The following is an 18,658-nucleotide window of genomic DNA, read 5'->3' as shown; positions in this document are numbered from 1 at the left end:
AGTTTAACCTATACTGCATAGGGCTACAAATTAGGGTCCGAAGTACTTATTATAAATAGTTGTATACGTTCCATCATTTTCTATTTGCAACAAGATCTCATTTATCCTGTTAATGAGATCGGTATTTTTGGGAAGTGCGACGATTCCATATCCATTTCCCAGAACAATAGGCTGTCCTACAGTTTGAAAGTTCATTACTTTATTGATGGTAAGATACTTAACCATATTGATGTTCATTATGATTGCATCGACATCGTTATTGAGTAATGCCATGATCATTAAAGAAATTTTTGGATATTTTTTTATATTATCTTTGCTTGTATAAAGCAAAAGAATATCTTCAAGGTCGCTTGCTTTTAGGACCCCCTATTCTTTTGTTTTTAAGATCTGCAATTGTTTTTATACTTGAAGAATTGGTCAAAAATTGCCCGTCACTTGTCATATAGGGTAAACTGTAAATGTAGTTTTGTAATGCGTCTGCAGGTATTGGGCCTGGTGGAAAAGTGAGATCAAGGTTTCCCGAATTCAGTTCATCCATTTGATTGAGCATGGTAACTGGTTTGTATTCGCATGTTACATTGAGACGTTTACAAATTTCATTCATCAGATCGATGCAAAAACCAAAATAATGATTGCTGCCATCTACAGCAGAAAAAGGAGGCGCAGATCGTGAAACTCCTACTATAATGCTGTCACTGTAAGCGGGTGAATTCCCTGTTAATAGAACAACAAGAAACAGGATATGCCGAAGCAGCTTCATGCAGTTTTACCATCCTTTTGAGCATATTTAAAATCTAGGTTGCGGGCAATTATTTGTCAAATTTGCTGACTTTCAAATAGTGAGGTCGGGTCGTTCGACCTAAGGTTCTTTACTTTTTCATTTGAATTTCTTTGCATACTGCGCTTTATGCGCGCTATCCAGAACGATACCTTAAGATACTGCCGAGTTTTTCTAAAGCAAGTTTTCCTGGATACTGCGCATAAAGCGCGGTACGTAGGCGAAAAAATTTGTGGAGGTTTCTTATCAAAAAAAATGATGATTTCTCAGGTCAAAATGAACCAGCCTATTTGTTCTTTTGGATTCTGCGGGTAAGCTGTAAAACGGAGGCCGTTATTTTTGTCCTTTCTTTGCCAGGCATCTGTCTAAGGCATTAGCAAAAGCGGTTTTTTCCTTGATGCTTAATGCGGCAGGGCCGCCTGAGTATTGTCCAGCTGCCCGTAATTGTTCGTGCATATCTCTTAAATTTAAACGTTGTTTGATGTTGTTCTCAGTATATTCTTCTCCACGAGGATTAATCACCAAGCCTTTTTGGGCAATAACTTCTGCTGCCAAGGGGATATCGGCGGTAATGACCAAATCAAAGGGTTTTAAATGGGCAATGATATAATGGTCTGCACTGTCAAAGCCTTTAACGACTTGCACAAAGCGGATAAAAGGTGATTTAGGATAAGTAAGAAAGGAATTGGCCACTAAGATTAGTGAAGTGTGCGTACGGGCTGCAGCACGAAACAAGATTTCCTTAATTACTTTGGGACACGCATCGGCATCTACCCAGATATGCATATTCATTCAATTGGTTCGCGTAAATTAGAATGATTTTAGCAAGTAAGGCTGACAAGCAACATAGGCTAATTATATAATTTCAACCTTATTGATGTTTTTGTGAAGTTGAAAGAATTATAGCGTCATCCACTAAGTTCTAGGCAAGGCGCAAGTAAGGGAGGTGCAGGAGTGTACTCAAGTCCATCACTGAGCCGAACGGGCTTGCAACGATATATAGAATTTAGTGGGTGGCGCTCTAGGTTTCTAGTTCTTATTTTGGGAGAAAGTAATGAAAATTGTCGCTTTTTTTTGTTTTTCACTGTTATCTTTTTATGTTGCAGCTGCAGAATCGACTCTGCCTGTTGGATGCCAAGCTGTTGCTATTCAAGGGGAGTCAGTGACATTAAAGGCTAAAAAAAGCAGTTTGATATTTATTCATAATCTCGCTTCTACAGATGTATGGATTACGCATCCAGTTACTAATCCCAGTGCCAGTGCCGGCTGGACAACACGGATACAAGGTGGGAATTGGTCTGCATTGGCCCTGCATAAAGGCCCATTTGTTTTAAATTGTATTGAATCCAAGCCTGGCCACGAACAACAAGCACCTTGTGAAGGGCTCATTGCTGTGTGTAAATGGAAAGGGGTGAAAATTCCTGCTCAAGGTAAAGGCAGTACGTTTTGGGCAGCAGAAGATATGTCTTTATCTGCATTAACTGCTGCAGTAGGTGCACGAGGATTTGTGATTCCTGTACCAAAGAATCAGTAGTTGACAGGAATCTCGGTTACCAGTTTTGGAGGATGTAGAATGCATATGAAGTTTTTTGAGCAAAAATCAGACACAAAAAAGGATAAGGAAAAACGAATCCAGTTTGTGTTAAACCTTTATTCTGTATTATCTCGTGATCCCTCAATAAATAACGAGATGAAACAGAAAATATTGATTGGTTCATTGCTTCATACAAATCTCTCTGTAAAAGAGATTAAAGAAGATATAGTAAATGGATATATACCCAGCAATAACTGTTAAAGTTTGTGAATGCTTCCTGAACAGACGCTTTGCTGACACTTTTCTTGACGGAAATTGCTGGTGCTTGACCACTTATCTTGCTACTTTCATGGATAAGTGGTAGAACTGAGCAAATGATGCATAACTTAATTATGATAACAATAAAATACAAACAGGATAAGCGTTGAGCAAAAAATCAAAAGATCCCTTTTATGAACGGGAAAGTGAAAAATATACCGATCCTGTCCCCAGTCGCGAATTCATTATAGAAATTCTTAATGAATACGGTAAGCCTATGTCGCGAAATCAATTATTCGAAAAACTCCATATAGGTGATGAACGCAAGCAAGAATCCATGGGGTTTAGGCTGAAGGCCATGCTGCGTGATGGACAAATCATGCAAGATCGACGCGGCCGATTTTGTCTTATGCAAAGAATTAATCTATCACGCGGCATGGTGCAAGCACATCCCGACGGGTTTGGTTTTTTTATTCCTGATGATGGTGCAGAGGATATGTTTTTGTCCGCTAAAGAAATGCGGGCAGTGATGCACGGAGACGTTGTTCTTGCCTATCAGGTTGGAGTGGATAGACGAGGAAGGCCCGAGGGAAAAATCCATGAGGTGATCGAGCATGCCAATGCCACTGTAGTGGGGCGCTTTTTTACTGATCATGGGGTCAGTTTTGTATTGCCTGATAGCAAACATTTAACCCAAGATATCTCTATTCCTCAAGAAATGATCAATGGAGCCAAGAACGGTCAAATTGTTTTGGTCGAATTAATTGCCTTTCCCAGTAAACGAACACAAGCTATTGGTAAGGTGATTCATGTTTTAGGCGAACATATGGCTCCTGGCATGGAAATTCAAGTTGCACTTTATGCACATGGAATTCCCTTCGAGTGGCCGGAGGATGTAAGCCTTGAAGTTGCAAAAATTCCGCAGCATGTTACCGAAGACCAAGTCAAGGGACGCACGGATCTTCGCAGTCTTCCTTTTGTTACGATTGACGGGGAAGATGCCAAAGATTTTGATGACGCAGTTTATTGTTATAAAAAGCCAAAGGGCGGTTTTCAATTGTATGTTGCAATTGCGGATGTCAGTAATTACGTGAAGCAAGATTCTGCACTGGATAAAGAAGCCGCACGCCGTGGTAATTCGGTTTATTTTCCTGGAAAAGTAATCCCTATGTTACCGGAGGCTTTATCCAATGGCTTGTGTTCTTTAAATCCGCATGTGGATCGCCTGTGTATGGTCGCCGAAATGGCAATCAGTAATGAAGGTAAAATATCGCGCTCTCGGTTTTATCGCGCGGTCATTCATTCACATGCTCGCTTGACCTATACTCAGGTTGGCAATTGGCTTGAGCAAGGCGCTACTGACGAACAGCATGCTTCTTTATGGCCTACGTTGGAAGCTCTTTATGGTTTGTATCACGTTTTATTGGTTACCCGTAAGCTTCGCGGCGCTATGGATTTCGAGACTACAGAAACGCGCATCGAATTTGATGAAAATAAAAAAATTCAATGCATTGTTCCAGTGATTCGCAATGATGCGCATAAACTGATCGAAGAGTGCATGTTGGCCGCGAATGTTGCTACAGCACGATTTTTGGAAAAGGCCGAAATTCCTACCCTTTATCGTGTGCATGCTGCTCCTGAAGAGGACAAGATTACTGCATTAAGACAGTTTTTAGGTGAATTAGGGCTGCAATTAGGTGGCGGCAAAAAACCTGGGCCCAAAGATTTTCAGCGCACTATGAATGCTATCGAAGATCGGCCTGATAAACATCTCATTGAAACGGTCATGCTCCGTTCACTAAAACAAGCGCATTATGTTGAAGCCAATGAAGGACATTTTGGCCTTGCCTATTCTGCCTATACTCATTTTACTTCGCCCATCAGGCGTTACCCCGATTTGTTAATTCATCGGGCCCTAGGGCATTTATTAGATAATCAGCCAGTTTATGAATTTAGCTATACCCACGAAGATATGAATCGATTAGGGAAACATTCATCAATGACTGAGCGCCGTGCTGATGAAGCGACAAGAGAAGTGATTACCTGGTTAAAATGTGAATACATGCAAGATAAATTAGGTCAGGTCTTCAAAGGGCGAATTTCTGCGGTAACCAGTTTCGGAATTTTTGTTGAACTGGATGAAATTTACGTTGAAGGTTTGGTCCATGTTACTTCTTTAAAAAATGATTATTATACTTTTGACTCTGTAAAACATCGTCTGACTGGAACGCGGGGTGGTCATGTGTATCATTTAGGAGACAAGATGACGGTTTTGGTCGCCCGGGTTGATTTAGATGAACGTAAAATTGATTTTGAGCCCGTAGAGGAAGCAGTCAGTCATGAGTGAGCAGTATGTCTATGGGGTCCATGCAGTTTTTGCTTTGTTAACCAACCCGCATCGGGTAACTAAAAAACTGTATATCAGTGAAGATCGGATGGATAAGCGGCTGCAGGATATTATTGATAAAGCGACACAAGCACACATTAACATTGAAAAATTAAGTACGCAAAAAATGAACCAGCGCTTTGCAGATTTTGCCCATCAGGGCGTTGTTGCAAGCGCATCTTCATTGCCCGATTACAATGAATCCCATTTACTTGCATTATTGGCGTCCAGTAAGCAGCCTGCTTTGATTCTTATCCTAGATGGAATCACCGACCCCCATAATTTAGGAGCATGTTTGCGTACTGCAGATGCAACCGGTGTGGATTTTGTAGTGATCCCTAAAGACAAGAGTGCCAGTATTACTCCTGTAGTGAGCAAGGTGGCATGTGGCGCAGCAGAGTCGATACCTTTGGCAAGAGTAACTAATTTAGTTCGTAGTATGGAACTTTTAAAAGAACATGGGGTCTGGATCTACGGTGCGGCTGGCGAGGCAGTCAGCTCCTTATATCAAATGGATTGCACTGGAAATGTTGCCATTGTGATGGGAGCAGAAGGTGAAGGACTACGCCGATTGACACGCGAACATTGTGATGGTTTATTTTCTTTGCCTATGTTAGGCAGTGTAGCCAGTTTAAACGTTTCAGTAGCCACCGGCGTTTCTTTATATGAAATTGTGAGGCAAAGAAAGGGGAGCGGTGCTTAATGAGTGAATTAAAAATAAAAGCAGCAAAAGCTGCATTGCAATACATCGAAGACGATATGGTGGTCGGTGTGGGTACCGGATCTACAGTAAATTTTTTTATTAAAGAACTGGCTACTATAAAGCACAGAATTGATGCATGTGTATCGAGCTCCAAAGCGACGGAAGCTTTATTGCGGCAAGAAGGCATTCCTGTTGTTGATTTAAATTCAGTACAGGATTTACCGATTTATATTGATGGTGCTGATGAAGTGACTGGGCATGGTGAAATGATTAAGGGAGGTGGAGGTGCTCATACTCGCGAAAAAATTGTCGCCCAGGTAGCAGAAAAATTTATTTGTATCGTGGATGAATCAAAGCTTGTAAAACATTTGGGAAATTTTCCTGTTGCTGTGGAGGTAATTCCTCAGGCGCGAAGTATGGTTGCTCGGAAGTTAGTTCAGTTAGGTGGTGATCCTGAGTATAGAGAGGGTTTTATCACTGATAATGGTAATATTATTCTTGATGTATTCAATTTAACAATCAATGAACCTATGGACATGGAAGATCGCATTAATCGAATTACTGGGGTTGTGGAAAACGGGATATTTGCACACCGTACAGCAGATATAATTTTATTGGCTTCTCAAGATGGTGTGAAGCGCGTGAAATAAATCCCCTAGATACCGCGCTTTATGCGCGGTATCTAGAAAATATTTTAACAAATCTATAATTTGAGACTGTTTCAATGGACAAGATCTCCTGGCATAAAGCGCGGTACGTAGGGTGAAAAAAATGGGGCTCTCAGGACTTGTCCGCGAGATATAGTGATGTCTTGTGCTTCCTGGATTTCGCGGAAAGCCCGCAGAACGCAGGATGGGAGCAGCGACGTTTCGCTTTACCCAGTTTACTTTAACAAAACAGGTTTTAGGCTAATGAATGAACATAAAGTTTATGTAAACAGAATTCTGAATATGAAAAAAATCAAGTTGATTGGTCTGGACATGGATCATACCTTGATTCGTTATAATTCTGAGAATTTTGAGTCTTTGGTTTACCAACTTGTTAAAGAACAGTTGGTAGAGGTAAAACATTATCCTGAACAAATTAAAAAATTGAATTTTAATTATCACGATGCGATTCGTGGTTTGGTTATTGATAGTAAAAACGGCAATATTTTAAAGTTAAGTCGTTATGGTGCAATTCGTCAAAGTTATCATGGCACTAAACCTATTGATTTTGCTGAACAGCAAAAAATTTATCGAAGTATTTATGTTGATTTGAGTGATTCGAATTATATGGCTATAGATACTGCTTTTTCGATCGCTTTCTGTGTTCTATATGGCCAATTAGTTGATTTAAAGGATTCATTGTACCCTGAAGAAATACCCAGTTATCAAACCATTGCACAAGACGTACAATTTTGCGTGGATAAAGTTCATTCTGACGGTAGTTTAAAAACAATTATTAGTAAAAATTTACCTACATATGTTATTAAAGAGCGTGCCCTGGTTGAGGGCCTGAAGCATTTCATTCATCATGGCAAAAAAATATTTGTTCTAACCAATTCCGACTTTTCCTATACAAAGCTACTATTGGAATACGCAATTAACCCTTTCTTGAAGAGAGGTGAAAGCTGGATCAATTTATTTGAATTTGTCATTACCCTGGCCAATAAGCCACGCTTTTTTTACGATAATCTGCGTTTTTTATCAGTTCATCCCGCTACGGGAACAATGACTAATACAATGGGTCCTATAGTTCCAGGTGTATACCAAGGAGGTAATGCCAAAAAATTCACCGAAGATTTGCATGTTCGTGGTGATGAGATTCTTTATATTGGTGATCACATCTATGGAGATATCTTAAGGTTAAAAAAAGATTGTAATTGGCGAACCGCTTTGGTTGTTGAAGAGCTTGGAGAAGAAATAGTCGCACAAGCCCGGGCAATGCCTATAGAGAAAAAAATCAGTGAAGCGATGGAAATAAAAAAGGATTTAGAAAAGCAATATGTTAATTTATACACTAAGATGATTGATGAAGGTTCAAAGCAATACAGTCATGAAATACAAGAATTGCAAGCACAAATCAGCAGGATTGATGCCCAACTGACTAAATTGTTAAAAGAACAACAAAGCTATTTTAATCCAAAATGGGAACGTGTTTTTCGCGCTGGAGCAGAGGAAAGTTATTTTGCCTATCAAGTCGATCGTTTTGCTTGTATTTATATGGAAAAACTTTCTGATTTATTGGAACACTCTCCTGCAACGTATTTCCGTGCAAACAGACGTTTATTGGCACATGATGTTGAGGTGTAAATTTTTTGCAAAACGCATAAAGTGTGTGCGGTAAAAATTAGCCCGATTCAGCAAATTTTCGGGGAGAGCTATGACGGTACCTATTGATGTTTCACTTGTACGCAGATTAATTGATGCACAATTCCCGCAATGGTCTGATTTACCTATTAAGCCTGTAGCGTTCAGTGGTTGGGATAACAGAACCTTTCATTTAGGCACTGAAATGACCGTCCGGCTTCCAAGCGCATCATTTTATGCCTTGCAAGTAGAAAAAGAGCAGCTTTGGTTACCTTATCTTGCGCCCCATTTATCTTTACCAATTCCTACACCTTTAGCCAAAGGTGAACCTGTAGCAGATTATCCATGGCCTTGGTCAATTTATCGATGGATTGAAGGACAAACAGCATCAATTGAGCGAATTAAGGATATGGAATTATTTGCCGCTGATTTAGCCCAATTTTTGTTGGAATTACAAAAAATTGATGCTGAAGGGGGGCCAGTAGCGGGTGAGCACAGTTTCTATCGTGGGGGAGCACTGTCAACTTATGATGCTGAGGTGCAAGAAGCAATTAAAATTTTAGACAGACATACTGACACCGAGATTTTTTCTTCCATATGGTCTGAGGCACTAAGCGAGTCTTGGCAAGGTAAGCCCGTTTGGATTCATGGAGATATTGCTGTAGGCAATTTATTAGTTAAAGAAGGCTGTCTCTGTGCTGTGATTGATTTTGGTCAATTGGCGATTGGTGATCCTGCATGTGACCTGGTAATTGCTTGGACTTTTTTTAAAGAGGAAAGTCGCAATACGTTTCGTAAGGTGCTTCAACTGGATACGGCAACATGGGCGCGTGCTCGCGGATGGGCGTTATGGAAGGCGTTGATTGTATGTGCAAAATTACCAGGCACCAATCCATTGGATGTCGAAAAGTCCTGGAATGTAATCAAAGAGATAATTACAGATTATAATATAACAAATAAATAGGTAGATATTATGGAGTTAATTATATAAGGAAAGCCCATGTTAACTATGAAACAATTGAAAAGAGTTATTCTTGCTTGTTGTTTGGCAGGATTCGCCGTATTTGTCAGCTCCTGCAATGTCGATCAGCCACCGATTTCTTCAAATAATGAAAAAGGCTATGGTGGAGATGGCGGCGGGCGTTAGATCCTTTCGAGGAACGGTCATATTTGGCGCATCTTGCGAGAAAATTTCCCTAATCAATGTCACCACATACTGATGTATGCTGCGCTTGTTTAGAAAAACTTTCTCACAGCCTGCGCTCAACTATGGCCCGTCCGGCCAAGACTCAATAATGACTGAATGTGATTATTTTAATTACTGGATTACATTTCTTAATGTTTCCAGGCTAATATTAGCGCCACTTAAAACAACTACTGTATTTTTTCCTTGGTAATATTCAGCACATTTTAAAAATGCAGCCAGCGCTACGCCAGCAGCGCCTTCGATTAATAGATGCTGGATTTTCAATACGGTAAGTAGCGCGGAGCGAATTTCGTTTTCAGAGACTAAAACAAAATCATCAACGTACTTGCCACACAGATCAAAGGTTATTGAATCAGGCTCCATTCCTCCTGCTGTAGCATCGGATAACGTGGGCAAGGTTTCCATGGAAATAATTTTTCCTGCTTTAATCGATTCTGACATGACCGGAGAGTTTTCAGGTAAACATCCAATAATTTTTGTTCTAGGAGAAACTGCTTTAATATATCCTGCAATGCCGCTGATTAATCCTCCCCCACCTACAGGGATAAAAATAACATCTACAGAATCCATTTGGCGCATCAGTTCAATACCAATGGTACCCTGACCAGCAATGACTTGCATATTATTATAGGGTGATACGTAAACCATATCGTGTTGTTTTGCATAGTCTATTGCCTGTAATTCGGTTTCGACGCAATCTTTTCCATAAAGCCTAAGTGGCGCATTATAAAAACTGATATTTTCCTTTTTTACAGGAGACACATTTTCAGGTACAAAAATAACTCCTGGAAGATTTAATTTATGTAGCCCATAGGCAATCGCTGCTCCATGATTTCCTGTTGATGCTGCCACAATGCCATTTTGTTGGTCTTTTTTTAGGGAGAGTAATGCATTAAGTGCGCCCCGCACTTTGAATGAACTTGTATATTGTAAGTTTTCACATTTTAAATAAAGATTCACATGGGTAAGCTTGCTTAGCGGTACAGAGAAATCCAAAGGTGTTTCACGAATATGGCTACGAATTCTATTTTCAGCTTTAAGTACTGCAGTTTTTACATCAAACATTCATTTTTCTCCTGAGGACTGATGTAGATAATTATAAATAGTGGCTCGTGACACATTGAGAATTTGCGCAATATAGTGTGCTGCATTTTTCCCGGAAAAAGCGCCGATTGCATACAGGTGATCTATTAGGGCTTTTTTTTCTTTTCGATTTAATGAATCAAGTAGTAATTGATGTTCATTTAAGTAATGATGGATGTAGGTATTAATGCGCTCTTGCCAATCATCTTTAAATAGAGGCTCTGGCTTTGCTATGAATTGGGCGCACTGAAGAAATTGTTGCAAAAACTCATTAAACTTTTCCATTACTGAAACATCAAGATTAATGCACAACATGCCCACTACATTATGATTTTCATCACGAATCATACTGCTGACGGATTTGATTTTGTTTCCATTCCAATTTGTTTTTTCGTAGGGGCCAACACAATCATTCAGTAGTTGCAGCCCATCTTGCTCCAGTAGGGATGGATCGCCTACTCGACGTTTGGAAAATGGATTGTAAATAGCCGCAATTTTATTTTGTGTTACATCATGCACAATAATTTCTGCATAAGGGTACAACAAGCGTTGGATTGCCTCCGCTGTGGGTAAAAAATTTTTAATTGCCTTCTTCATATTGAAACAACGTTAATTAAAGTTAATTTATATATATTAGTCTAATTTAGACTATATTATCTATTTTTAACAGAAATAATTTTTCCAAAAAATAATTTCTTAATTCTTCCTTAAGGTTTGATCTTTATACTTAATGATGAACTAACAGGGAGCCCGGACGCGATGCGTGTATTAATTATTGAAGACAACGCTTTTAATGCATTTTGCTTGTCTCGACTATTAGAATCAGTTATTGCTTCAGTAGCAATAGATGTTGTAAATAATAGTCAGGACGCTCTGTCTTTTATAGATACCCATGTCCCGGATCTGGTTATCATTGATGGTGAGTTGAATTTGATTGACGAATTTTCTACTCATGGGCCACAACTTGCAGCAATCATACTGCAAAAATATCCTCATCTTCCTCTTATTACCTGGTCAGATTCCGAATTTATGCGTGGTGCTTTTGCTAAAGTTTTGATGCAATATAATCGTTTAGTAAACGAGTACAATACTTGGACTAAAACCGTAAGTTCAGAATGCATTCAAAAAGCTTGGGCGTATTATTTCGATGAATCGGTCGATGAAAAACAAGCTTTTTCACATATAACTCGTTCTAAAAGACAAGCCAGCTATCATCTTTGATTGCATCATCTGGCTTGATAATCTATATCTTAGAGCCGGTATCAACGTAAAATCAGCAAGCATCTGAAACACGCGCTATAATTAGAGTTATCCTATTTCTGTGACGTTATCAATGATCTTTTTTTAAGGAAACCATGATGATGGACTATGACCGGACACAGAGTCTCTCAGATCACAAACAAGTACGTAAAAATAAAAAAATTAGCGAAAAAGCAGATAATCCTGGTCCCTCTGCGCAACAATTAAAAGAAGCTAAAAAACACCAGAGAAAAACACAGTCAAAAAAGAGTTTGTTCGACCAGGAGGTACAAACTATTAAAACAGAAGAAACATTTTATACAAAAAGTATGCTACAAAATATTCTGGACAGCTCTATCGAATATTCTATCGTAGGCATTGACTTGAAGGGAAAAATAATCTTATGGAATGAAGGAGCGTACCGGAATTATGGGTACACTGCCCCCGAGATGGTGAATAAAAAAAATATTTTTGTACTCCATACACGAGAAGACATTAAATCCGGAGCAGCTCAGGAGTTTATGAACAGAGCATTAGAAAAAGGAAACGCAGAAGAAGTGTTCGAGCGTGTTCGTAAAGACCGCTCGCGTTTTATTGCTGCCGTCACTCTAACATTACGGCGGGATGATAAGGGTGTTCCTGTTGGCTACGTGATGATTTCCAAAGATATTACAGAAGCGAAGCGAATTGAAGATCAACTTCTTAAGACGAATGAAGAGTTGGAGCAATTTGCTTACATTGCATCACATGATTTAAAAGCTCCTTTACGGGCTATTGAACGATTAGCTACCTGGCTTGAGGAGGATAATGCCGATAAGTTGGATGATAAATCAAAAGAGCACTTGGCCTTATTACGTCAACGTACTTTACGCTTAGCGAATTTAATTGATGGAATATTACAATATTCACGAGCAGGTCGTTTGGATTTGAATGTTGAGCGTGTGAATACCAAAGAAATTCTGAAAGACATCATTGAAAATCTTAATCCTGAAGGTCGATTTAAAATACAATATCCTAAACGCCTCCCGATTTTTAAAACCGCTAAAATTCCATTGATTCAAGTATTTTCTAATATACTTGGTAATAGTTTTAAACATCATCATCGAGAAAAGGGTACTATCAAAATCGAGGTGGATACATTAGGTGCATTTTACCTGTTTACTATTAAAGATGATGGCCCAGGGATTGCACCGGAATTTTTTAATAAGATTTTTGTTGTTTTTCAGACCCTCAAATCAAGGGATGAGTTGGAGTCTACGGGTATTGGTTTGAGTATCGTTAAAAAAATTGTCGAATCCCAGGGTGGGAAAGTGATGGTTCAGTCGCAAGTAGGGCATGGTACGACGATGTCATTTACCTGGCCTAAGCAGATCAAAAAAAAGAAAGCGCTCTAGTCATTGAATATCAATAAGAAATTGTGAGCGCGCTAACTTGCATTCTTGTTAGGAAACTCAAGTAGATTCCAATAGTGATGCAATGATGAAATCATTTCCATAAATTCTGAAACTTGAAATGGTTTTACAATATAACCTGCAGCATTTAAGTTATATGCATCTATTTTATCTTTCTCACTATTTGAAGTAGTGAGAATAAAAACCAGTAGTGATTTTAATTTTTTATTTGTGCGGATATTTTTCATGAATTCTATGCCATTCATTTTAGGCATATTAATGTCCAGAATAATTATTTTGGGCGTGGGTTTTAATTTTTTTTCTCCATTTATGCCCAATAACTTATTTAATGCATCTACTCCATTTGTTGCTACATGAAGTGGATTGTTGATATTATTTTTTTTAAAAGTTCTTTGTATGTCTTTGATATCAATTTCATCATCATCTACGAGCATAAAATTAATGGTATTATCTAATTCATACATTTTTTTATTCCTTTGTTCGATTAATATAGATTATAGGCAATAAATTTAATTTTTTCACAAAATGATTTTTATTGATACTATAATTAACATATGAATTCAATGTAATGAATGTAAGTCTTTTTAGATAAACTATTTCCTGAGTTCCGCGCACTTTTTGTGATCTATTTAAAAGCAGATGAACGCGGTAGGAGAATGACTATGGAATCCTACGAAAATATCGTTGATATTTTGTATATTGAAGATGATATTGTTGATGTTGAAGGAGTCAGGCGCATATTTAAAAAAGTTAAAGAGTCGTGCGCTATTGAAGTTGCTTCAAATGGCGAAGAAGCTTTAAATAAACTGTATGGACGGGATGGGCAAAATAAAATTCACCCAAAAGTAATTCTCCTTGATATTAATGTTCCTAAAGTAAATGGGATCGATTTGCTGAGAATTATTCGCAAGGATCCGTCATTGGCTTTTACAGAGGTATTCATTTTGACAAATGCGTATACAAAAGAGGACAAGCTTGCAATCAAGGATCTAAATGTACGAGGACAAATCATTAAACCCCTTGAATATGGTGATGCATTGAATATTTATTGGGCAACGCATCATGTATAAAATAAGGTACTAACGGCTTGAGCCTTGTTTCTTTTTAAGTGCTTAGTGAGCGGCATCCCAATTGGAGCCTATACCAATAGAGACTACAAGCGGGACGGAAAGTTTTACCGCATGTTCCATTAATTCACGAATCATCTTTTTACTTGCTTCAACTTCTTTATCATAGACTTCAAAAACCAATTCATCATGAACTTGCATAATCATTTTTGCTGGTGGATTTTTTTGTTCATTTTGCCATTTAGCAATAGTTATCATGGCTTTTTTAATGATGTCTGCTGCAGTGCCTTGCATAGGCGCATTAATTGCTGTCCGTTCTGCTGCCCTTTGTCTTACTAAATTGCGTGCATTAATTTCGGGTAAATACAAACGTCTACCGAATAGAGTTTCTACATAACCAAGCTGATGAGCCTGTTGACGGGTTCGGTTCATGTATTCCAAAACTTTAGGGTAACGTTGAAAATAGGTATCGATGTAATATTGTGCATCTTGGCGTTCCACACCAATTTGTTTTGCCAGGCCAAAAGAAGACATTCCATAAATCAGGCCAAAATTGACTGCTTTAGCTCTGCGGCGTTGCTCGTTGCTTACTTCATTCAAGGGAATTTGAAAGATTTCGCTGGCTGTTGCTGCATGAATATCCCAGCCCAGGGCAAAGGCTTTTAACAAATTTTCATCTTGTGACAGATGAGCCATGATCCGCAATTCAATTTGGGAGTAATCTGCTGCAAGAATAAGAAAGTTCTCAGGAGCTATGAATGCAGTGCGAATTAAACGGCCTTCTTCACTGCGTATGGGAATGTTTTGTAAATTGGGTTCGCTTGAAGAAAGCCTACCAGTTGCCGTGACTGCCTGGTTATAAGATGTATGTACTCTGAGTGTTTTTGGATTAATTTTTTTAGGCAGAGTGTCAATATAGGTAGAAACGAGTTTAGTAAGACTGCGGTATTCAAGGATCACTGCAGCAAGGTGATAATCATAAGCTAATTCCTGTAATACAGACTCTGCTGTAGAGGGTTGTCCCGTGGGCGTTTTTGCGATTATTGGCAGTTTGTGCGAATCAAAGAGAATTTCTTGTAATTGTTTGGGCGAGTTCAGGTTAAAGGGTCTGCCAGCCAATTGTAATGCTTCTTGCTCCAATGCATGAATGCGTTCTTTCAAGCGTTTTCCATGCTGCTCCAAAGTCACGGCATCAATGAGTACCCCGCGGCGCTCTATGTCTGCAAGAACGGTAACTAATGGCATTTCTATATCAGTAAAGACACTTTGTACGGATTCCGGAATTAAAGGAAAAAGCTTATTGTGCAGTTGCAATGTAATCTCTGCATCTTCTGCAGCATAAGCTGCTGCTTTATCCACCGGGATCTGATCAAAACGCAGTTGTTTTGCTCCTTTGCCAGCAACTTCTTCATAGCTAATCGTTTTATGTCCCAGATATTTTAAGGCCAATGAATCCATGTCATGACGTCCTGCACCACTGTTGAGTACATAAGACTCTAACATGGTGTCATAACTTATCCCTTTTAGGTTAATGCCATGATTTTTCAATACGGCATAATCGTATTTGAGGTTTTGACCGATTTTTTTTATGTCCGGATTTTCTAAAATGGGTTTTAAAGCAGTTAAAACTTCTTCACGTATCAATTGCACAGTGCCGTCAGTATGTGTAAAGGGAATGTACACTGCTTTTCCTTCTTCAATTGCTAAGGAAATCCCGACAAGTTCTGCGAGCATAATATCGATGCTGGTTGTTTCTGTATCGATGCAGAATACTTGGCATTGCTCTAATTGATTGAGCAAATGGTTTAATTGCTGGTTGGTGGTAATCAATTCAAAAGGAATGCTGGAAATAACGGGCTTACTTGCAGAGGCACTTCCTTCTTCTCCCAAAAGTTCTTTGAGCCAGTTTTTAAATTCAAATTCACGGGTTAGTTCAATGAGTCGTTCTTTATTCATTGGATTAGGTTTTAATTCGCCCCAACTTAAGGGTAAATCAACATCGGTTTTGATCGTTACCAATTTTTTGGATAATGGCAGTTGCGGGATACTTGTACGCAAATTCTCCCCAATTTTGCCGCCAATCTCATCCGCATGCTGAATCAGATTATCCAGAGTTTGATATTCCGTAAGCCATTTGACTGCTGTTTTGGGCCCACATTTAGTTACCCCGGGAATATTATCGACACTGTCTCCAATAAGTGTAAGATAATCAATTACTTGTGAGGGTTCTATCCCAAATTTCACTTTGACGCCTTCAATATCCAAGATAGTATTACTCATGGTATTGATTAACGTAATATGTTCATTGACGAGTTGTGCCATATCTTTATCGCCTGTAGAGATCACTACAGGGATTCCCTGTTCAGTAGCCTGCTTTGCTAGGGTACCGATTACATCATCTGCTTCGACTCCCTCGATAATCAGTATAGGAAGTCCCATAGCTTCCAGTAGCTGGATTAAGGGCGCAAATTGGGTACTTAGTTCTTGGGGCATGGGCGGTCTATGTGCTTTATACTCTGGATACCATTCATCCCTGAATGTTTTTCCCTTGGCATCAAAGACTACTGCCAGCTCCTCTGGCTGATAATCTTTAATGAGCTTTTTAATCATATTGGCTACCCCATAGATGGCTCCTGTGGGTTGCCCTTTTGAATTAGTCAAAGGCGGTAATGCATGAAATGCACGAAAAAAATAGGATGAGCCGTCAATGAGAATCAAGGGGGGTGTCATAGTTATTCTGCCTCTTCTTTGGCAAGTTGCTTTTTCAATAATTCGACTTGTTCGGAAAGAGCCTTAATGTTTTTGCGTATTAAAGGAATTCGATTGACACCGAGTTCATGTTGAATCGCAAGATCTTTAGGACGAGCCGGATTTCCTAAATAAATGTTTCCTTCTTTCAGATGTTTGTTTGGCGGTACTCCTGTGCGAGCGCCTAATACCACCCCATCATCAATGCGTACGTGATCACTAACCCCAACATTGGCAGCAAAAATAACATGATTGCCTGAAGTGGTGCTTCCTGCGATGCCAGTAAAACCACATAGAATATTATGCTTACCTAATTTTACAGAATGTGCTACTTGGACGAGGTTATCAATTTTAGTCCCTTCACCAATAACAGTTGCTCCCATCGTGGCGCGATCTATAGCGGTATTTGCACCTATTTCTACATCATCCTCAATAATGACACGCCCAACATGGGGAACTTTGAGATGTTTGCCATCAACAAAGGTATAACCAAAACCATCGGAGCCAATAACTGTAGAGGCATGAATGATGACTCGAGAACCAATTTGACACTTATCGTACACAGTAACATGGGAGTGGATGGTAGTATTATCCCCCACGGCCACTTCACGACCAATATGAATATGACTTTTTAGGACACAGTTATCGCCAATACTACTGTTTGCTTCAATCACCACATAAGGTCCTATAAATACTTCCTTTCCCAATGTCACTCCTTCGCCAATGACTGCAGTAGGATGAATATTAGGGATGATTTTTTGCGGGGGATGGAAAAAATGCATCAGAGTAATAAAGGCTTTGAATGGATGTTTTACCTGGATGAATGGTTTTTTTGCAACAGAGGTTTGTTCATTGACTAAGATGGCCGCTGCTTGTGATGCTTCTGCTAATTTTACCTTTTCATTGCTGTCAGCAAACACCAGACTTCCCGGCATAATCTCATCAATAGGTGATAAGAACGAAATTTTTATTGAGTCATCCCCTATGACTACCCCTTGTACCTTATTTGCTATATCACCTAGTGAATAACTCATTTATTGGCCTTTTTTTATAAAATAGCTGATTATATACCCAAGAAACCTCCAATGCTATGGTTTAAATAGCTTCCTTTTTGCTTGGAGGTCTTTATAAAAGATGAGTTAAAAGTATCTCTGGCTAACACTATCGGCAGAGGTTTTTGATTCAGTATCTATAAAATAACGCATCTACTATCGGATTGATAATCGTCAACTTGATGCGTTATTAATGGTTCTTCTTTAAGATATGATGATTCCACTTTTAATGTAACTGCTTGCAGGAATAACTCTTCTATATTTTCTCCTGCTTTTGCACTTGCAGTCATATAAAATAAATTATTATTCTTAACAAAGCGATTCAGTGCTTTAATCTCTAATTCTTCGTCAGGTTCTGCATCACTTTTTAGCCCAACTAAAATAATTTTCCCCAAGCAGTTTCTATCTAAATGATGATTCATTTCTTCCAGCCACTTCATAGCACCATGAAACGTTACTTTTCTAGTCAAATCAAAACCTATAATTGCAATGTCTGTTTCTTTAAAATAAAACCTGCATAAATTTCCATAACGTGCTGTTCCGGGAATATCCCATATGTGAAGATTTATTTTATTTTCCTTGAATTCAATCACCTTATGATAAAAATTCACACCTGTTGTGGCCCTAATATTCGTGGGGTATTTTCCCGAAGTAAGCGTTTTTAACAGGGAGGTTTTACCGCAAACGTCTCCGACAAAAATAACCTTGAACGATGGGATTCTCTTTTCTTCTTGAGTTCTTATTTCTTTCAGTTCAATGTTTGTGCCAAAAAGACCCAGTTTCGTTTTCACTTGCATTCCTAAATATATTTAATAACAAAAAATGGGATTTCTTTTGAGTGATAAGTGTATTTTTTATCATCATGAATCAGTGATGCGTCAAGACAAAAATTAAAGTATC

At 38.9% G+C, this 18,658-nt stretch carries 20 protein-coding genes; 11 read left to right on the top strand and 9 right to left on the bottom strand.

From position 1 onward, the window contains the following. Positions 1 to 30: 30 nt before the first annotated feature. The 3 genes from A8O27_RS19290 to A8O27_RS04260 form a co-directional block, all read right to left on the bottom strand. On the bottom strand, positions 31 to 330 hold the full coding sequence (locus tag A8O27_RS19290; RefSeq protein WP_259293079.1) for a transporter substrate-binding domain-containing protein: 300 nt from the start codon (positions 328 to 330) through the stop codon (positions 31 to 33). A gap of 10 nt (positions 331 to 340) precedes the next feature. Then, a complete protein-coding gene (locus A8O27_RS19285; protein WP_259293078.1) occupies positions 341 to 760 on the bottom strand; it encodes a transporter substrate-binding domain-containing protein in 420 nt (139 codons plus the stop codon). A gap of 351 nt (positions 761 to 1,111) precedes the next feature. Next, positions 1,112 to 1,564: a YaiI/YqxD family protein gene (locus A8O27_RS04260; protein ID WP_058460806.1), complete on the bottom strand. Its 453-nt coding sequence runs from the start codon at positions 1,562 to 1,564 to the stop codon at positions 1,112 to 1,114. Positions 1,565 to 1,832: 268 nt separating this feature from the next. Between A8O27_RS04260 and A8O27_RS04255 the strand changes: the two genes are divergently transcribed. The 8 genes from A8O27_RS04255 to A8O27_RS18995 all read left to right on the top strand — a co-directional run bounded on the left by A8O27_RS04255 (position 1,833) and on the right by A8O27_RS18995 (position 9,097). Further along, entirely contained in the window at positions 1,833 to 2,312 is a 480-nt protein-coding gene (locus A8O27_RS04255) for a hypothetical protein (RefSeq protein ID WP_058460807.1), read from the top strand. A 39-nt stretch (positions 2,313 to 2,351) separates the two neighbouring features. Further along, positions 2,352 to 2,573, top strand: a complete 222-nt coding sequence (locus A8O27_RS04250) for a hypothetical protein (protein ID WP_058460808.1) — start codon at positions 2,352 to 2,354, stop codon at positions 2,571 to 2,573. A 163-nt stretch (positions 2,574 to 2,736) separates the two neighbouring features. Further along, positions 2,737 to 4,917 (top strand): ribonuclease R, encoded by a 2,181-nt coding sequence (gene rnr, locus A8O27_RS04245; protein ID WP_058460809.1) that lies wholly within the window; start codon positions 2,737 to 2,739, stop codon positions 4,915 to 4,917. Further along, complete coding sequence (rlmB, locus tag A8O27_RS04240) at positions 4,910 to 5,659, top strand: 23S rRNA (guanosine(2251)-2'-O)-methyltransferase RlmB (RefSeq protein ID WP_058460810.1); 750 nt, start codon at positions 4,910 to 4,912, stop codon at positions 5,657 to 5,659. Before rnr ends, rlmB begins: the two co-directional genes overlap by 8 nt. Then, complete coding sequence (gene rpiA / locus A8O27_RS04235; protein ID WP_058460811.1) at positions 5,659 to 6,309, top strand: ribose-5-phosphate isomerase RpiA; 651 nt, start codon at positions 5,659 to 5,661, stop codon at positions 6,307 to 6,309. The genes rlmB and rpiA overlap by 1 nt, the downstream gene beginning before the upstream one ends. Before the next feature lie 261 nt (positions 6,310 to 6,570). Then, a complete protein-coding gene (locus tag A8O27_RS04230) occupies positions 6,571 to 7,953 on the top strand; it encodes an HAD-IG family 5'-nucleotidase (protein ID WP_058460812.1) in 1,383 nt (460 codons plus the stop codon). Between the two features lie 70 nt (positions 7,954 to 8,023). Beyond that, positions 8,024 to 8,914, top strand: coding sequence for an aminoglycoside phosphotransferase family protein (locus tag A8O27_RS04225; protein ID WP_058460813.1), 891 nt, complete (start codon positions 8,024 to 8,026; stop codon positions 8,912 to 8,914). A gap of 36 nt (positions 8,915 to 8,950) precedes the next feature. After that, entirely contained in the window at positions 8,951 to 9,097 is a 147-nt protein-coding gene (locus A8O27_RS18995; protein ID WP_165482461.1) for a hypothetical protein, read from the top strand. A 171-nt stretch (positions 9,098 to 9,268) separates the two neighbouring features. On the opposite strand, the gene A8O27_RS04220 is transcribed toward A8O27_RS18995, so the two are convergent. Further along, complete coding sequence (locus A8O27_RS04220; protein ID WP_058460814.1) at positions 9,269 to 10,222, bottom strand: threonine/serine dehydratase; 954 nt, start codon at positions 10,220 to 10,222, stop codon at positions 9,269 to 9,271. Further along, positions 10,223 to 10,837 carry a helix-turn-helix transcriptional regulator gene (locus tag A8O27_RS04215; protein ID WP_058458330.1) on the bottom strand — a complete coding sequence of 205 codons (615 nt, stop codon included), beginning with the start codon at positions 10,835 to 10,837 and terminating at the stop codon, positions 10,223 to 10,225. Positions 10,838 to 10,999: 162 nt separating this feature from the next. On the opposite strand from A8O27_RS04215, the gene A8O27_RS04210 reads away from it, so the two are divergent. Then, positions 11,000 to 11,461: a response regulator gene (locus A8O27_RS04210; RefSeq protein WP_058458331.1), complete on the top strand. Its 462-nt coding sequence runs from the start codon at positions 11,000 to 11,002 to the stop codon at positions 11,459 to 11,461. A 137-nt stretch (positions 11,462 to 11,598) separates the two neighbouring features. Then, entirely contained in the window at positions 11,599 to 12,873 is a 1,275-nt protein-coding gene (locus tag A8O27_RS04205) for a sensor histidine kinase (protein ID WP_115684339.1), read from the top strand. Between the two features lie 32 nt (positions 12,874 to 12,905). Here A8O27_RS04205 and A8O27_RS04200 read toward each other — a convergent pair whose 3' ends face one another. Then, a complete protein-coding gene (locus A8O27_RS04200) occupies positions 12,906 to 13,355 on the bottom strand; it encodes a response regulator (protein ID WP_058458332.1) in 450 nt (149 codons plus the stop codon). A gap of 198 nt (positions 13,356 to 13,553) precedes the next feature. On the opposite strand from A8O27_RS04200, the gene A8O27_RS04195 reads away from it, so the two are divergent. Continuing rightward, the gene (locus tag A8O27_RS04195) at positions 13,554 to 13,961 is read left to right on the top strand and encodes a response regulator (RefSeq protein ID WP_058458333.1); all 408 of its coding nucleotides are present in this window, start codon (positions 13,554 to 13,556) and stop codon (positions 13,959 to 13,961) included. 42 nt (positions 13,962 to 14,003) lie between these two features. Here A8O27_RS04195 and polA read toward each other — a convergent pair whose 3' ends face one another. The 3 genes from polA to A8O27_RS04180 form a co-directional block, all read right to left on the bottom strand. Continuing rightward, entirely contained in the window at positions 14,004 to 16,688 is a 2,685-nt protein-coding gene (polA, locus tag A8O27_RS04190) for a DNA polymerase I (protein WP_058458334.1), read from the bottom strand. 2 nt (positions 16,689 to 16,690) lie between these two features. Continuing rightward, positions 16,691 to 17,740, bottom strand: a complete 1,050-nt coding sequence (gene lpxD, locus A8O27_RS04185) for a UDP-3-O-(3-hydroxymyristoyl)glucosamine N-acyltransferase (protein WP_058458335.1) — start codon at positions 17,738 to 17,740, stop codon at positions 16,691 to 16,693. 155 nt (positions 17,741 to 17,895) lie between these two features. Next, entirely contained in the window at positions 17,896 to 18,549 is a 654-nt protein-coding gene (locus A8O27_RS04180; RefSeq protein ID WP_058458336.1) for a Rab family GTPase, read from the bottom strand. Positions 18,550 to 18,658 lie beyond the last annotated feature (109 nt).

Source organism: Legionella bozemanae, from assembly GCF_001648595.1.
GTDB classification, from domain to species: Bacteria; Pseudomonadota; Gammaproteobacteria; order Legionellales; family Legionellaceae; genus Legionella; species Legionella bozemanae.
The sequence above is the reverse complement of the archived record's forward strand: the minus strand, read 5'-3'. Positions and strand labels throughout refer to the sequence as shown.

Bases quoted from the DNA above. Each gene is read 5' to 3' on its own strand.
- A8O27_RS19285 (WP_259293078.1), bottom strand. From the start codon at position 760: ATGAAGCTGCTTCGGCATATCCTGTTTCTTGTTGTTCTATTAACAGGG.
- A8O27_RS04260 (WP_058460806.1), bottom strand. From the start codon at position 1,564: ATGCATATCTGGGTAGATGCCGATGCGTGTCCCAAAGTAATTAAGGAA.
- A8O27_RS04255 (WP_058460807.1), top strand. From the start codon at position 1,833: ATGAAAATTGTCGCTTTTTTTTGTTTTTCACTGTTATCTTTTTATGTT.
- A8O27_RS04250 (WP_058460808.1), top strand. From the start codon at position 2,352: ATGCATATGAAGTTTTTTGAGCAAAAATCAGACACAAAAAAGGATAAG.
- rlmB (WP_058460810.1), top strand. From the start codon at position 4,910: ATGAGTGAGCAGTATGTCTATGGGGTCCATGCAGTTTTTGCTTTGTTA.
- rpiA (WP_058460811.1), top strand. From the start codon at position 5,659: ATGAGTGAATTAAAAATAAAAGCAGCAAAAGCTGCATTGCAATACATC.
- A8O27_RS04230 (WP_058460812.1), top strand. From the start codon at position 6,571: ATGAATGAACATAAAGTTTATGTAAACAGAATTCTGAATATGAAAAAA.
- A8O27_RS04225 (WP_058460813.1), top strand. From the start codon at position 8,024: ATGACGGTACCTATTGATGTTTCACTTGTACGCAGATTAATTGATGCA.
- A8O27_RS18995 (WP_165482461.1), top strand. From the start codon at position 8,951: ATGTTAACTATGAAACAATTGAAAAGAGTTATTCTTGCTTGTTGTTTG.
- A8O27_RS04220 (WP_058460814.1), bottom strand. From the start codon at position 10,222: ATGTTTGATGTAAAAACTGCAGTACTTAAAGCTGAAAATAGAATTCGT.
- A8O27_RS04215 (WP_058458330.1), bottom strand. From the start codon at position 10,837: ATGAAGAAGGCAATTAAAAATTTTTTACCCACAGCGGAGGCAATCCAA.
- A8O27_RS04210 (WP_058458331.1), top strand. From the start codon at position 11,000: ATGCGTGTATTAATTATTGAAGACAACGCTTTTAATGCATTTTGCTTG.
- A8O27_RS04205 (WP_115684339.1), top strand. From the start codon at position 11,599: ATGATGGACTATGACCGGACACAGAGTCTCTCAGATCACAAACAAGTA.
- A8O27_RS04200 (WP_058458332.1), bottom strand. From the start codon at position 13,355: ATGTATGAATTAGATAATACCATTAATTTTATGCTCGTAGATGATGAT.
- A8O27_RS04195 (WP_058458333.1), top strand. From the start codon at position 13,554: ATGGAATCCTACGAAAATATCGTTGATATTTTGTATATTGAAGATGAT.
- polA (WP_058458334.1), bottom strand. From the start codon at position 16,688: ATGACACCCCCCTTGATTCTCATTGACGGCTCATCCTATTTTTTTCGT.
- lpxD (WP_058458335.1), bottom strand. From the start codon at position 17,740: ATGAGTTATTCACTAGGTGATATAGCAAATAAGGTACAAGGGGTAGTC.